The organism is Paenibacillus lentimorbus NRRL B-30488, assembly GCF_000411595.1.
Classification (GTDB): domain Bacteria; phylum Bacillota; class Bacilli; order Bacillales; family Bacillaceae; genus Bacillus; species Bacillus velezensis.
In genome coordinates this window covers 251,530-266,025 of sequence record NZ_ANAT01000011.1, presented here as the reverse complement: position 1 = coordinate 266,025, position 14,496 = coordinate 251,530, and the positions used below count along the sequence as shown (strand labels likewise).

Below are 14,496 nucleotides of genomic sequence, written 5' to 3'. Positions count from 1 at the left end.
AAGCCGATCCTGTCTTTTGAACTATTGAGGCGAAACCGTTTTATGGTATACTACTGACGGTAATACGTATAAAACGGAGGATATTTGTGGGAAAACACACTTCTGAACAGAAAAAGCACGCGCAAATTGTCCAGCTGCTTCAGGATGGACAATATTTTTTTCATAAAGGCTTAAAAGCATATAAAGAGCGGAATTTAAAACGGGCCAGCAAACTGATTCAGCGGGCCGTCCATCTTGAACCGAATGATTCCGAAATGCTGTCCCGGCTGGCCGTCATTTATTCTGAAATGGGCCACTACCAGCAGTCAAATGAGCTGTTCGACTTTATTTTGGTGAACCTGAAAGAAGAAATGCCCGAGTGTCATTATTTTAAAGCGAATAATTTCGCGCATTTGGGGCTCTTTCAGGAAGCATACAAAGAAGCGGCGGCTTATTCAGATGCCGATCCGGACGGGGAATTCAGCGAAGAGATTGAAAATCTGATGGAGCTTTTGGATTTCGGCGAAGCGGGTGAAAACGAATCGCTCTATGACCAGGATGAGCTGCTGATCAGGCAGGACCGGGCAAAAATGCTTCTTGAGAGCGGCCAGCTTCATGAAGCGGTTGTCATGCTTGAAGAGATTACGGCCGATTACCCCGAGCTTTGGTCTGCATACAACAACCTGGCGCTTGCTTACTTTTACTCAGGCAATGTTACAAAAGCGAAACAGACGGTATTCGAAGTGCTTGAGAAAAATGAAGGCAATCTCCATGCCCTGTGCAACCTCCTTGTATTCTGCTATTACGAGAGGGAAGATGAAAAAGTCGGAGAACTGAGCGGGAAACTCGCCAACGTGTATCCGATTTTATTCGAACAGCGCTATAAGCTGGGGGCGACGCTTGCGCTTGTCGGCAGACATGATCTCGGTTATAAATGGCTCCGTTCTCTTTACAAAAGCGGGTTCGAAGGCGACGAAACGTTTTATTACTGGCTTGCCGCCTCAGCCTACGGGACAGGCCGCACAGAATTTGCGGAAACCATTTGGAAAAAGGCCGAAGCCGAATTTCCCGAATCAGACCGGCCAGCGCCTTGGGCGGAGCGGCAGGAACCGTTGCCTGCTTCACTTGAACAGCGGCTTGCCGCCTATTATATCAGCAGCGCTGAAGGAGAGCGGAACCAGCTTGAAAAAGTTCTGACGGCAAAACGCGCCGTTTCACCGTTTGAACAAGATTTCGTCAGCCTGCTGCTTTCCGGTGAAAAAGGCGCTTCAGGCGTCTCCGGTGATGCGCTGTTCACGTATCGGACGGTCAAGCTTCTGGAGAAAGCGGAAGCCGACAGTTTAAAAACTGACGTCATGAGCTGCTGGGTTTTTCACGTCATTCAGCACATCCGCGCCGCCGCTGCCGTACAGAATGAGCGGGCGTGGGCCGCAGCCATCGCATACGTATGGAAAGAAGCAAACGGCGAAAAAACGACGAAAAAAGAAACGGCCGCCGTTTACGGTATAACCCCGGCAACCCTTTCGAAATACATCAGACAAATAGATGATATATTAGAATAAAACCGATTCTTTCTATATAAAGAGTCGGTTCTTTTTTTTATCATAAAGGGGCAAAACAGAACTTTACCGCCGAAAAAAGAGGTATTCATACGTATTTTTTTGCTTTTTGAATCGAAATCAGGCCGTAATCACCGTTTATTTTGCAAAATATGAGATTTGCAATCACATTGAAATATAACTGTAATAAAAATTGTCGAAACATGATGGTATAATGAGTCTCGTACATAAGAGATTAGTTTATTTTACATGTGCTGTATAATCTATACCAATTAACCAGATTCAAAGAATCGTACATAAAAATCATCAGCCTCACGGGTATGTGAGGGAGCGTAACTTTGATGTTCATAATAGAATTCCAAATGAGAACAGGTTTAAAGTAAAAGGGAGGAAAGAAAAAGTGAAAAAGAGTTTATTAACACTTGGTTTGGCTTCCGTCATCGGGACAAGCAGTTTTTTGATCCCGTTTACAAAAACTGCTTCGGCGGAAACATTAGACAGCAAAAAAGCGAAAATTGAAAGCAAGCAATCTGAGGTGGCTTCAAGCCTTGAAGCAAAAGAAAGAGAATTGTCCAAGCTTCAGGACAAGCAGGCTAAGATTGAAAAAGAACTGAAAGACATTAACGCTAAAGCGTTGGATACAAGCAATAAAATCGAAGATAAAAAAGCTGAAAACGAAAAAACGAAAAAGCAGATCGCTGATTTGAAAAAAGAAATCAAAGAAACAGAAGCGCGTATTGAAAAACGCAATGAAATCCTGAAAAAACGCGTTCGTTCTTTACAGGAAAACGGCGGTTCTCAAGGATACATAGATGTACTTTTAGGAGCGACAAGCTTCGGAGACTTCATTTCCCGTGCGACTGCAGTATCTTCTATCGTTGATGCGGATAAAGACCTGATCAAACAGCAGGAGCAGGATAAAGCGAAACTCGAAGACGCAGAGGCTGAACTTAACGTGAAGCTGAAAAAAGTTCAAGATGATCTTGCGAAACTCGAGTCTATGCAAAAAGACCTGAACAAACAGCTTGATCAGAAAGACAAGCTTTTCGACGAAGCGAAAAACGGTCAGAAAAAAGCGGCTTCCGCTATCTCTGATCTGAAAAAAGAAGCGTCACAGCTTGCAAACCAAAAAGCTGACACTGAAAAAGAGCAGAAGCGCATTAAAGCTGAGCAGGCTGCTGCGGCTGCCCTGATCAAAAAACAGGAAGAAGCGCAAAAAGCTTCTGAAGACCAAAACCAAAAAGATGACAGCCAGCCGGCACCGGCGGTTAAAACTGTGAAAAAAGCGGCTGTTTCAACATCATCTGATTCATCTGACAGCTCAAGCAAACCGAAGAGCACTTCAGGCGGATCATCTCATAACAGCGGCGGTTCAGATGATTCTGACGGCGGATCTGTTATTTCAAATTCAGGCGGTATTGAAGGCGCGATCAGCGTAGGATCAAGCCTTGTGGGTCAATCTCCGTATAAATTCGGCGGCGGACGCACTCAATCCGATATTGACAACCGTATTTTTGACTGCTCTTCATTCGTACGCTGGGCTTATGCTAACGCAGGCGTTAATCTCGGACCTGCAAGCGGCACAAACACAGATACATTAATCGGAAGAGGTAAAGCAGTAAGCGCGTCTGACATGAAACGCGGAGACTTAGTATTCTTCAACACGTATAAAACAAACGGCCACGTCGGCATCTACTTAGGTAACGGAACGTTCCTGAACGATAATACATCACACGGTGTATCCATTGATTCTATGAGCAACCCTTACTGGAAGAAAGCATTCAACGGCAATGTAAGACGTGTCGTGCAATAATGAATAAGACAAGGGCCTTCTATCCCGGAAGGCTCTTTCTTTATTTATATACCCGCTCAGGAGATGCCTAATCACGGTTTCTCAGAAAAATGAGCAAAAAATAGCGAATTGCCCTCAGATTTAATAGGATATGGGTAAGGAATACGATTGATGGGGATTCTTAGTCATATAGGGTGCGCCCCATTTCGAAAAGGAGTGAATCATGGTGTCAGAAGAAAAAATTTATGATGTGATCATTATCGGCGCGGGTCCGGCGGGGATGACCGCTGCTGTTTACACATCACGAGCGAACTTATCCACATTAATGATCGAAAGAGGAATTCCGGGCGGCCAGATGGCCAACACGGAGGATGTTGAAAACTATCCGGGTTTTGAAAGCATTCTCGGCCCTGAACTTTCTAATAAAATGTTTGAACATGCGAAAAAATTCGGTGCGGAATATGCGTACGGCGATATTAAAGAAATCGTTGACGGTAAAGAATATAAAACGGTCAAAGCCGGTTCAAAAGAATATAGAGCGCGCGCCATCGTCATTTCTGCCGGAGCGGAATACAAAAAGATCGGTGTCCCCGGCGAAAAAGAACTGGGCGGCCGCGGCGTATCGTACTGCGCGGTTTGTGACGGCGCGTTCTTTAAAAATAAAGAGCTTGTCGTTGTCGGCGGCGGAGACTCCGCCGTTGAAGAAGGCGTCTATCTGACACGCTTCGCTTCAAAAGTCACCATCGTTCACAGACGTGACAAATTGCGTGCGCAAAGCATTCTTCAGGCGCGTGCCTTTGACAATGAGAAAATTGACTTCAAATGGAACAAAACCGTAAAAGAGATCCATGAGGAAAACGGAAAAGTCGGCAGACTTACTCTTGTGGATACCGTGACGGGAGAAGAGGAAGAATTCAAAGCTGACGGCGTCTTTATTTATATCGGTATGCTTCCGCTTTCTAAACCGTTCGAAAACTTGGGCATCACAAATGAAGAAGGCTACATTGAAACAAATGCCCAAATGGAGACAAAAGTTCCAGGCATTTTCGCCGCGGGAGACATCCGGGAAAAAACGCTCCGCCAGATCGTAACGGCGACAGGCGACGGAAGTATTGCGGCTCAAAGCGTTCAGCATTATGTGGAAGAGCTTGAGGAAACGCTCAAAACCGTTAAATAATCACTGTAATGTTCAGTTTTTGAATCGTTACTGTGTTTTAATTACGCTGTAACACGGGTGAAATACTGATGTTTTAAGATGAATGTAGTAATTGACCCCCTTTTTAATGAATACACTTTGGCACGGATTCCAGTATCCGTGCCCTTTTTTTGCGATTTTTTGTTTTCTGTCAAATAAAAGAAAAGGATGTCGGTGTCTCTGCATTGTGAGAGACATGCCGAAACGGTATAATGAAGAGACGATGATTTGTTGAGAAGGTTAGGTGACGTACTTGTGCAAAGAGTGACAAATTGTGTGCTGCAGACAGATGATCAGGTTCTCCTTCTCCAAAAGCCGAGACGGGGCTGGTGGGTCGCGCCCGGCGGGAAGATGGAAAGCGGCGAATCCGTCAGAGATTCCGTCATCAGAGAGTACAGAGAAGAGACGGGCATTTATATACTAAATCCGCAGTTAAAAGGCGTGTTTACCTTTATTATTAAGGAACAGGAACAAATCGTGTCAGAGTGGATGATGTTTACTTTCGTCGCCGACTCCTACACGGGGCGGAATGTCGCTGAATCAGAGGAAGGCGTTCTGAAGTGGCATGACGTAAAAGATATCCACAGCCTTCCGATGGCCCCCGGAGACGGGCATATCCTTGATTTTATGATCAAGGGCCAAGGGCTTTTGCACGGCACCTTTACGTATACGCCGGACTTCGAGCTGCTCAGCTATCGTTTAGATCCGCAGCTTATCAAATAAAAGAAAGACCGCAGGGGGGAGAAAGATGAGTATGAATGAAAACCATGATATTCAGCTCGTCATCATTACGGGAATGTCTGGAGCGGGGAAAACCGTCGCCATTCAAAGCTTTGAGGATCTCGGCTATTTTTGCGTCGACAATCTGCCGCCTTCCTTGCTGCCGAAATTTTTGGAGCTGATGAAAGAATCAAGTTCAAAAATGAGCAAGGTCGCGCTTGTCATGGATCTGCGGGGACGTGAATTTTTTGACAGGCTGATTGAGGCGCTGGATGAAATGGCGGAAAATCCGTGGATTACACCGCGTATTCTCTTTTTAGACGCTAAGGATTCCATCCTTGTGACGAGATACAAAGAAACGAGGCGTTCTCACCCGCTGGCAGCTACCGGGCTTCCTCTTGAAGGAATCGCACTGGAACGCCAGCTGCTTGAAGAATTGAAAGGGCGCTCTCAGCTGATCTATGACACATCGGATATGAAACCGCGTGATCTGCGTGAAAAAATCGTGGCGCATTTCGCCACGAACCAAGGTGAAACATTTACAGTGAACGTGATGTCATTCGGTTTCAAATACGGGCTTCCGATAGATGCCGACCTCGTGTTTGATGTAAGGTTTCTGCCGAATCCGTTCTACATTGAAAGCATGAGACCGCTTACGGGGAAAGATGAGGAAGTGTCATCCTATGTGATGAAGTGGAACGAAACACAAAAGTTGATTGAAAAGCTTGTTGATCTGCTCGGCTTTATGCTTCCGTCTTATAAGCGGGAAGGGAAAAGCCAGCTTGTCATCGCGATCGGCTGTACGGGCGGCCAGCACCGCTCCGTCACGCTCGCTGAGTATTTGGCTGACTATTTTAAAAAAGATTTCTATACTCATGTCACTCACCGGGACATTGAAAAGAGAAGCCGGAAATGAATAAGAAGCCGAAAATCGCAATCTTCGGCGGCGGAACGGGTCTGTCCGTGCTGCTTCGGGGGTTAAAGCATAAGCCCGTTGATATTACGGCGATTGTGACAGTTGCTGATGACGGCGGAAGTTCAGGCCGTCTGCGGGATGAACTTCAAATTCCGCCGCCGGGTGACATCCGTAACGTACTGGCCGCTTTGTCAGATGTTGAGCCGCTCGTTGAAAATCTGTTTCAGCACCGTTTTAATAAGGGAGGCGACTTAACCGGACATTCGCTCGGCAATTTGATTTTGGCAGCGATGACAAATATAACCGGTGATTTCTTTCACGCTGTCACCGAAATGAGCAAGGTGCTGAATGTCCGCGGCAGAGTGCTGCCTGCTGCCAACACCAGTGTCGTTCTTCATGCTGAAATGGAGGACGGGCAGGTCGTCTCCGGAGAATCGACAATCCCTTCTTACGGCCAGCGGATTAAACGGGTGTTTCTTACGCCTGAAAAAATTGATCCGCTGCCGGAAACGATTGACGTCATCCGTCAGGCCGATTTAATCATTATCGGTCCGGGAAGCCTGTACACAAGCATTCTTCCGAATCTGCTCGTGCCGAAAATCGGAGAGGAAGTCGTCAAGGCCGCGGCCAAAAAAGTATATATATGCAACGTCATGACACAGCCCGGCGAGACGCTTCAATACAGCGCGGCCGACCATGTCAAGGCGCTGAACGATCATATGGAGCAGCCGTTTATCGACACGATCTTAATCAACAATGAGGAGATCCCTGACGAAATCAAAAGCAAATATGCGAAAGAGCTGGCCCGGCCCGTCGACTTCAATGTTGAAAAGCTGAAATCCATGGGGCTTGAGGTCATCAGGGATCAGATTATCACGTATAAAAATGGCGTAATCCGTCACGATACACATAAAGTGGCTTCTCTTCTTGTCGATTTATTAAGGGACTAGAGGCCTTTTGAAATGAGGTGGCTAATATGTCATTTGCATCGGAAACAAAAAAAGAACTGACGAATCTGGAAGTGAAGGACTGCTGCGCCAAGGCGGAGCTGTCCGCGCTGATTCGGATGAACGGTTCCCTGTCATTTTCAAACCGCCATCTCGTGCTTGACGTTCAAACCGAAAATGCGGCGATTGCCCGCCGCATTTATACATTGCTGAAGAAACAATATGATGTATCGGTCGAACTGTTAGTCAGAAAAAAAATGCGGCTGAAAAAAACAATGTTTATATTGTGCGCTTTTCTGAAAATGCAAAGCTGATTTTAGAGGAATTGAAAATCCTCGGGGAGAACTTTATATTTGAACGGAATATTTCTGAGGAACTGGTGGCGAAACGGTGCTGCAAACGTTCTTATATGAGAGGGGCGTTTTTAGCGGGGGGATCTGTGAATAACCCGGAAACCTCGTCGTACCACTTGGAAATCTTCTCGCTTTATAAGGAACATAACGATTCATTATGCGCGCTGCTGAATGAATTTCATCTGAACAGCAAAACGCTTGAACGGAAAAAAGGCTATATTACGTATTTAAAAGAGGCGGAAAAAATCACTGAATTTCTGAATGTCATCGGCGCTCACAATTCACTGCTGCGCTTTGAAGATGTGCGGATTGTCAGAGATATGAGAAACTCAGTGAACCGCCTCGTCAATTGTGAAACAGCAAACTTAAACAAAACCATCGGGGCTTCTCTCAGACAGGTGGAAAATATTAAATACATTGATGAACGGATCGGTCTTGAAGCGCTGCCGGAAAAGCTTCGCGAAATTGCGCAGCTGCGGATTGATTATCAGGAGGTCACGCTGAAAGAACTGGGGGAAATGGTTGCAAGCGGGAAAATCAGCAAATCCGGCATCAATCACAGGCTGAGAAAGCTCGATGAAATCGCAGAACAGCTGCGTACAGGACAAAGCATCACTTTGAAATAACCGTACAGAAAAGGGGAGATCTTATGGTTCAGGGGAAAGTGGAAGTGCGTTTAAAGACGGGATTGCAGGCGCGCCCCGCTGCATTGTTTGTACAGGAGGCAAATCGTTTTGCATCAGATGTGTTTCTTGAGAAAAACGGCAAGAAAGTGAATGCCAAAAGCATTATGGGATTAATGAGTCTGGCGGTCAGCTCGGGGACGGAAGTCACTCTGATCGCTGAAGGCGACGATGAAAAGGAAGCGCTGGAAAAGTTGTCCGCTTATGTGCAGGAAGAAGTGTAAACACTTTGTAAGGGGGACGGAACGATGAATGAGTTTCTGAAAGATTGTTATCAAGCGATAGGCTGGGAAAAGGATTCCCTCGATTTCAGCAACCTGCCGGAGTTTTTAAAGGCGCTCGCGTATCGGTTTCCGTTTGAAAATCGCGCGGTTTTGTCCAAAAAAGAATATGACGTCACGAAAGAAGGACTGTGGCGGCACATGGTGAAGGAACCTCATGGCGGCCTTTGTTATGACTTGAACGGACTGCTTTATTTCATCCTGAAAGATGCCGGATTGGATGCCAAATTGATCCGCGGAACGGTCTGGAAAAACGGCTGGGCGCTGCCCGGCACACATGCGGCCGTACTTCTTTCCGCCGGGGGAAATGAGTACATCGCTGATGCAGGCTTCGGCCTCAATCTCGCCATGCAGCCTGTGCCGATGTCGGGAGACGAGACGGTATCAGCGGCCGGAGCGTTCCGCGTGAGGATAGAAGAGACGGAATTCGGGGCATACGTGCTTGAAATGAACAAAGGGGACGGCTGGCAGACAGGTTACGCATTTTCGCTTGAAGAAATCGATGAAAAGGACCTCAAGTCTATGAAACAAACAATCTTTGAACATGAACGTTCTCCTTTCAACAAACGCCTGCTTGCTTCTAAGCGGACACCGGAAGGGCACATGGTTCTGTCTGAACGCAATATAACAATAAAAAACACGATGGCACGGCGGAAAACAGCAGAATAGACCGATCAGAGTTCGAAGAAAATTTACTGCTCATTTTATATGAAGCTCGCAGGTTCTCTGCAAAAAAACGGCCTCCGCAGGGAAGCCGTTTTTTGTATGTGTTTATCTCATTTTTGTAAAGGTTTGATAGTGGTCTGTCGTCTTATAAATCAGCCAGTCGCTTGAGTAAAGAATCCGGTCTGAATTTCTGAAGCCTGATGTATAGTTAATATCCGCTTCACGCCACGTCCGTCCGCTTTTTGCAGGGAGTTTGCCTTCCCTGTTTGAGAAGATGTCTCCGCCGATGCTTTTCCCCGGGGCGACGTCCGCCAGATTCCCCTTTGATGCCACCCAGCCGAGGGCCTGCGCTTCTGACTTTGTAATATAATTATCAGGAAGCTTGTGATAGGTCTGAAGATAATCCGCAACCCCGTCAAACGTGTTGATAACCTGTGCTTCAGTGTGTGCCTTGTGAGAAGATGTATCCGTCTTGGCAGCCGTTGAAAACAGCATCCCCGCCGCGGAGAACAGCACCAGCAAACAAACGGAAATCCACGATAATCGTTTTTTCAAAGCAATACCTCCCATTTTTATCATGTGAAGCTGATTCCTTTTCATTGTATCAGCATCGAGAGAAAGGAATAGAAAGAATTTAAAAATAGTACTTTTGATCTAGCGAAAAATAAACCCGGCTGAAACGGCCGGGATTTTTCATCTCATTGAAATTCCTTCGTGAGGTTTTTCGGTGTTTTTCCGTATACGGCGTCAATCATGTTTTGTGCGGCTTGCTTGAACATATTCAAGCGGATTTTTGCCGTTGCTGACCCGATATGAGGAAGCAATGTGACGTTTTCCAGCTGCAGGAGCGGATTGTCTTCGGCGATCGGCTCTTTTTCAAACACATCTAAACCGGCGCCTTTTATCCAGCCCTCCTGCAATGCGCGGATGAGCGCTTTCTCATCAACCGTCTTTCCCCGGGAAATATTGACGAAACATGCCGTATCTTTCATCAATTTAAATTCCCGCTCTCCCATCATATGATACGTTTCGTCAGTAAGCGGCGTAATTAAAAGCACAAAGTCTGATGTTTTCAGCAGTGTATCTAAGTCGGCATATGTAACCCCGAGTTCCTTCTCAGCATCTGGTTTTCTGCTGCGGTTATAATACAGCACGTCCATATCGAAGCCGAATTTTGCCCGTTTGGCAGCTTGTTCACCGATTCTGCCCATGCCGATAATTCCTAATGTCTGATGGTGGACATCCATACCGAAAAGAGATTCCTCCTCAACGGTTCCCCATTTGCCGGCGCGGACGAATCGATCCAATTCGGCAACCCGTCTGGCGGAAGACAGGATTAATGAAAAAGCCAGATCAGCGACAGTGTCATCTAAGGTGTACGGCGTATGCGTGCCGACAACCCCGCGTCTTTTCATTTCTTCAATATTAAAATTATCATAGCCGACTGAATTATTGCTGACGACCTTCAGCTTCGGCGCGTGATCCAGCAAATCACTGTCAATCGCCGTTCCGGATGTCAGCAGCCCTTCAGCATCTTTCATTTTTTCGTACAGTTTCTCTTTTGGAATGGTATCTTCTTTCCAGATGTCATAGCGGCAATGCTCGCCTATCATTTGTTCGACTTCGGGCGGTATCGGTTTCGCGATGAATACATAGGGTTTCAACGGGCTTCTCCTCCTTTGTCTTTCTTCTCTATTTTATTATATAAGAGAAGCGGTAACGTGAGAAATAATCAAACGCATTACGATAAATTTCTGGTTCTTTTGAACTTAAAATGAAAGAAAAAGAAATGTACATGCTTGATTTCTCCAAACAATAACAGAATCCGCCTATATTTCTGAAGGCAAAAAGAGCGGAACCGCTGTTTTCAAAAGCTTTATAGGTTGGTGTAAAGATAAATTTTATTATTTTTGAAAGATATAAATGAATATAATCTGAATTTACAGTTAAATTATCGTGTCTTTTTTTGAAAGCGCTTTTGAGGCCTTTTTCTGTGCTATAATTCCTTACTGTAAGCTGGGTAAGAAGGCTTGCAATACAATCGGATGGGAGATGAATAGAAAAATGGTTTCTTTATCAAGCATTTTGGAGCACAACCAGCAGTTTGTCCAAGAAAGGAAATATGAACCTTACCAAACGACAAAATTCCCGAAAAAAAAGCTTGTCATCGTATCCTGTATGGATACAAGGCTGACGGAGCTTCTGCCGCAGGCGATGGGACTCAGAAACGGCGATGCCAAAATCATAAAAAACGCGGGAGCCATTGTTTCTCACCCATTTGGAAGTGTCATGCGGAGCATTTTGGTTGCCGTTTATGAACTGCAGGCAGAGGAAGTCTGCATCATAGGTCACCGCGAGTGCGGAATGTCGGGATTAAATGCGGCTTCCATATTAAATAAAGCAAAAGAGCGCGGCGTGGAGGACAAATGTCTGAGCCTTCTGCAGCATGCGGGAGTCGATTTGGAAACATGGCTGACCGGTTTTCACAGCGTCGAAGAAAGCGTGGCCCACAGCGTGAATATGGTCAGGCATCATCCGCTCTTGCCTGAAGAGGTGCCGGTGCACGGGCTGGTGATCGATCCGGGAACGGGGACGCTGGATGTAGTCGTTGACGGTTATGAAACAGTCAAAGGAGGATGCAGCTGACGATGCAATTTACCGGCAGATACCAGGGGTACAATATGCAGAAATTTCAGAAAGACTTGGTCGCAGGAATTGTCGTCGGAATTGTAGCGATTCCACTGGGAATGGCCTTTGCCATCGCCTCGGGGGTCGGTCCGGAATACGGGCTTTACACCGTTATTGTGGCCGGAATTCTGATTTCGCTTTTGGGCGGCTCTAAATATCAGATCGGCGGGCCTACAGGGGCGTTTGTTCCCATTTTATTTGCCATTGTGATGCAGTATGGTTTTGAGAATTTACTTGTAGCCGGTTTTATGGCAGGCGTCATGCTCGTCCTGTTTGGCGTATTTAAGCTCGGAAAGATTATGAAATTCGTGCCGAAGCCGGTGATCGTCGGATTTACGGCCGGGATCGCGGTGCTGATTTTCTCGGAGCAGATTGCCCATTTTCTCGGTCTGCGCGATATCCAAAAGCATGAAAGCTTTATCCTCAACATTGCGGAAATAGGCAAGAAGATCGGAACCTTTAATTTGTACAGCATCCTCATCGCGGGAATTGCTTTGGCCATTTTGCTGTTATCAGCCAGGCTGATGCCGAAGATTCCGGGCGCGCTTGTGGCGCTGCTTGTCTCTACAGCCGCGGCGGTCGTGTTTTTCCTGACAAAATGGCGACAATCGGTTCTGCTTACGGGGAAATTCCGCGGCAGCTTCCGGCTTTCCAGCTTCCGGATTTCTCAATTGATAACATGATAATGATGTTTCCGTCGGCTCTGATCATTGCGCTTCTCGGCGGACTTGAATCCATATTATCGGCGATGGTCGCGGACAATATGAAAGGATCACGGCATGACAGCAATAGGGAGCTTGTCGGGCAGGGCATCGCCAATATGGCAGCGCCGCTTTTCGGCGGCATACCGGCAACGGGAGCGATTGCGCGGACCGCAACAAATATTAAAAACGGCGCAGTTTCTCCGATTTCCGGTGTTGTCCACGGAGTCACCGTCCTGCTCGTCCTGCTCGTCTTCGCCCCGCTTGCCGTTCACGTACCGCTGGCAAGCATGGCGCCGGTATTGATGGTAGTGGCTTGGAACATGAGTGAGCGGAGGGAAGTCGCCAATATGATGCGGCTGAAAAACACTGATTCATTTGTACTGGCGGCAACCTTTTTGCTGACGGTTCTGTTTGATTTAATCATCGGCGTTTCCGCCGGTCTCGTGCTCGCTTTTGTTTTCTTTATCAGAAAAATGAGCGAATCAACAAGCATTAAAACACCGCATGCCGCTGTCAAATCGGTTAAAAATGATTCATCCGTCAGCACATATTCCATTGAAGGGCCGCTGTTTTTCGGTTCAATTGATTCACTGGAATCATCGCTGCTGGAGAGGCTTCAGGAAAAGCCGAAGACGCTTATTCTGCTGATGAATAATGTGCATTACATGGATACCTCCGCAGAAGCGGTGCTGGGGAATGTGATGAACCGGATCAAACGGCATAACGGGAGATTGATGATCGTCGGATTGCAATCACAGCCGAGAGAGCTGATCCGGAAGACGGGGCTGTTTCATAAAATCGGGAAACAGCATTTCTTTGAGCATCAGGACGAGATAACGGGATAAATTCAGATACGGCCTGTCCATGAAAAAGCGGACAGGCCGTGTTTTTATTCGGTTTCAAAGCGCTTGATCAGTTTTTTCTGATGGGCTTCCATCGCATCTTCTAACGTGATTCCGTACTTATCGGCAAGGATAGCCAGATTTCCGAGGACGTCACCCATTTCTTCAATCAGCTCCTGCCTGCGTTCAGCCTGGGTTGCGTCCTTTTCATCCGGCCGGTCTCTGCCGATTTCATATGCTCTTACCGCCCGGGCGAGCTCACCCGCCTCTTCCATTAAAAAGCCGATTCTGATAAATGGCCCGTACGCCGTCCATCCTCGTTTTTCGTAAAAATCTTTCGTCCATTGTTCTGCTTCAGCCATCTGCATGTGAAACACTCCTTATGTCCTGTATGATTCTTATTGATATTATCATATAGAGATGGGACAATATATAGTGTATTTTGATTTATTGATGTACATATATAGATGCGGAGATGAAAAAATGAAAACCATTTGTGTATTTGCGGGGTCAAACCCGGGGGTAAATGAAGAGTACAAACGCAAAGCGGCCGAACTGGGTGAATATATGGCCGAGCAGGGAATCGGCCTTGTTTACGGCGGTTCACGGGTCGGTCTGATGGGAACCGTCGCTGATGCGTTAATGGCAGGCGGCGGAAAAGCTGTCGGCGTCATGCCGAGCGGGCTTTTCAGCGGAGAGATTGTTCATCAGAATCTGACGGAGCTGATTGAAGTCAGCGGCATGCATGAGCGGAAAGCGAAAATGAGTGAACTTGCCGACGGGTACATTGCCATGCCCGGCGGTTTCGGAACATATGAAGAGTTATTTGAAGTGCTGTGCTGGGCGCAAATCGGCATTCATCAAAAACCGATCGGACTGTACAATGTGAACGGGTATTTTGAGCCGATGATGAAGATGGTCAAGTACAGCATCCAGGAAGGATTTTCGAATGAGTCTCATTTAAAGCTGATACACAGTTCCTCCCGGCCGGATGAGCTGATTGAGCAGATGAATCGGTATACATACCCGATTTTAGATAAGAAATGGCAGGAATTGTAAGGTGGCGGTCAGAAATATGTTTCGGCGGCTGCATCTAATTTATTCTGACGGAAAGTTCTTTTCTCTTTCTCGTGCGTACCACGCCTTTCTTCGTAATAAGAGATATGGCTGA

At 46.6% G+C, this 14,496-nt stretch carries 13 protein-coding genes and 3 pseudogenes; 13 read left to right on the top strand and 3 right to left on the bottom strand.

Annotated elements, in window-relative coordinates:
• Nucleotides 1–86: 86 nt before the first annotated feature.
• From D368_RS08130 to D368_RS08090, 9 genes and pseudogenes are all read left to right on the top strand, one after another.
• Nucleotides 87–1,541 carry a tetratricopeptide repeat protein gene (locus tag D368_RS08130; protein WP_071392330.1) on the top strand — a complete coding sequence of 485 codons (1,455 nt, stop codon included), beginning with the start codon at nt 87–89 and terminating at the stop codon, nt 1,539–1,541.
• A gap of 397 nt (nt 1,542–1,938) precedes the next feature.
• The gene (cwlO, locus tag D368_RS08125; RefSeq protein ID WP_003151485.1) at nt 1,939–3,351 is read left to right on the top strand and encodes a peptidoglycan DL-endopeptidase CwlO; all 1,413 of its coding nucleotides are present in this window, start codon (nt 1,939–1,941) and stop codon (nt 3,349–3,351) included.
• Nucleotides 3,352–3,556: 205 nt separating this feature from the next.
• Nucleotides 3,557–4,507 carry a thioredoxin-disulfide reductase gene (gene trxB / locus D368_RS08120; protein WP_029973531.1) on the top strand — a complete coding sequence of 317 codons (951 nt, stop codon included), beginning with the start codon at nt 3,557–3,559 and terminating at the stop codon, nt 4,505–4,507.
• Nucleotides 4,508–4,780: 273 nt separating this feature from the next.
• Nucleotides 4,781–5,248 carry an 8-oxo-dGTP diphosphatase gene (locus D368_RS08115; protein ID WP_003151491.1) on the top strand — a complete coding sequence of 156 codons (468 nt, stop codon included), beginning with the start codon at nt 4,781–4,783 and terminating at the stop codon, nt 5,246–5,248.
• Nucleotides 5,249–5,273: 25 nt separating this feature from the next.
• The gene (gene rapZ, locus D368_RS08110) at nt 5,274–6,161 is read left to right on the top strand and encodes an RNase adapter RapZ (protein ID WP_101562465.1); all 888 of its coding nucleotides are present in this window, start codon (nt 5,274–5,276) and stop codon (nt 6,159–6,161) included.
• On the top strand, nt 6,158–7,111 hold the full coding sequence (locus D368_RS08105) for a gluconeogenesis factor YvcK family protein (RefSeq protein ID WP_003151493.1): 954 nt from the start codon (nt 6,158–6,160) through the stop codon (nt 7,109–7,111). Before rapZ ends, D368_RS08105 begins: the two co-directional genes overlap by 4 nt.
• Nucleotides 7,112–7,137: 26 nt before the next feature.
• A pseudogene (gene whiA / locus D368_RS08100) lies at nt 7,138–8,087 on the top strand (DNA-binding protein WhiA).
• Between the two features lie 23 nt (nt 8,088–8,110).
• The gene (locus tag D368_RS08095; RefSeq protein ID WP_025853523.1) at nt 8,111–8,368 is read left to right on the top strand and encodes an HPr family phosphocarrier protein; all 258 of its coding nucleotides are present in this window, start codon (nt 8,111–8,113) and stop codon (nt 8,366–8,368) included.
• Between the two features lie 24 nt (nt 8,369–8,392).
• Nucleotides 8,393–9,120 (top strand): annotated as a pseudogene (locus D368_RS08090) (arylamine N-acetyltransferase family protein); the annotation flags it as partial.
• 76 nt (nt 9,121–9,196) lie between these two features.
• Here the strand turns inward: D368_RS08090 and D368_RS08085 are convergent.
• Nucleotides 9,197–9,586 (bottom strand): ribonuclease, encoded by a 390-nt coding sequence (locus tag D368_RS08085; protein WP_223151841.1) that lies wholly within the window; start codon nt 9,584–9,586, stop codon nt 9,197–9,199.
• Nucleotides 9,587–9,789: 203 nt separating this feature from the next.
• Nucleotides 9,790–10,755, bottom strand: coding sequence for a 2-hydroxyacid dehydrogenase (locus tag D368_RS08080; protein WP_015387656.1), 966 nt, complete (start codon nt 10,753–10,755; stop codon nt 9,790–9,792).
• Between the two features lie 400 nt (nt 10,756–11,155).
• Between D368_RS08080 and D368_RS08070 the strand changes: the two genes are divergently transcribed.
• From D368_RS08070 to D368_RS20065, 3 genes and pseudogenes are all read left to right on the top strand, one after another.
• Entirely contained in the window at nt 11,156–11,737 is a 582-nt protein-coding gene (locus tag D368_RS08070; RefSeq protein ID WP_003151503.1) for a beta-class carbonic anhydrase, read from the top strand.
• Nucleotides 11,728–12,815 (top strand): annotated as a pseudogene (locus D368_RS08065) (SulP family inorganic anion transporter); the annotation flags it as partial. The gene D368_RS08070 and the pseudogene D368_RS08065, both read left to right, overlap by 10 nt.
• Nucleotides 12,804–13,328: an STAS domain-containing protein gene (locus D368_RS20065; RefSeq protein WP_486129244.1), complete on the top strand. Its 525-nt coding sequence runs from the start codon at nt 12,804–12,806 to the stop codon at nt 13,326–13,328. The pseudogene D368_RS08065 and the gene D368_RS20065, both read left to right, overlap by 12 nt.
• A 44-nt stretch (nt 13,329–13,372) precedes the next feature.
• Here the strand turns inward: D368_RS20065 and D368_RS08060 are convergent, their stop codons facing one another.
• Entirely contained in the window at nt 13,373–13,693 is a 321-nt protein-coding gene (locus D368_RS08060; protein WP_071392328.1) for a MazG nucleotide pyrophosphohydrolase domain-containing protein, read from the bottom strand.
• A gap of 115 nt (nt 13,694–13,808) precedes the next feature.
• Between D368_RS08060 and D368_RS08055 the strand changes: the two genes are divergently transcribed.
• Nucleotides 13,809–14,384, top strand: coding sequence for an LOG family protein (locus D368_RS08055; protein WP_017418850.1), 576 nt, complete (start codon nt 13,809–13,811; stop codon nt 14,382–14,384).
• Nucleotides 14,385–14,496: the final 112 nt, after the last annotated feature.

Bases quoted from the DNA above. Each gene is read 5' to 3' on its own strand.
- rapZ (WP_101562465.1), top strand. From the start codon at position 5,274: ATGAGTATGAATGAAAACCATGATATTCAGCTCGTCATCATTACGGGA.
- D368_RS08105 (WP_003151493.1), top strand. From the start codon at position 6,158: ATGAATAAGAAGCCGAAAATCGCAATCTTCGGCGGCGGAACGGGTCTG.
- D368_RS08095 (WP_025853523.1), top strand. From the start codon at position 8,111: ATGGTTCAGGGGAAAGTGGAAGTGCGTTTAAAGACGGGATTGCAGGCG.
- D368_RS08085 (WP_223151841.1), bottom strand. From the start codon at position 9,586: ATGCTGTTTTCAACGGCTGCCAAGACGGATACATCTTCTCACAAGGCA.
- D368_RS08070 (WP_003151503.1), top strand. From the start codon at position 11,156: ATGGTTTCTTTATCAAGCATTTTGGAGCACAACCAGCAGTTTGTCCAA.
- D368_RS20065 (WP_486129244.1), top strand. From the start codon at position 12,804: ATGAGTGAGCGGAGGGAAGTCGCCAATATGATGCGGCTGAAAAACACT.
- D368_RS08060 (WP_071392328.1), bottom strand. From the start codon at position 13,693: ATGCAGATGGCTGAAGCAGAACAATGGACGAAAGATTTTTACGAAAAA.
- D368_RS08055 (WP_017418850.1), top strand. From the start codon at position 13,809: ATGAAAACCATTTGTGTATTTGCGGGGTCAAACCCGGGGGTAAATGAA.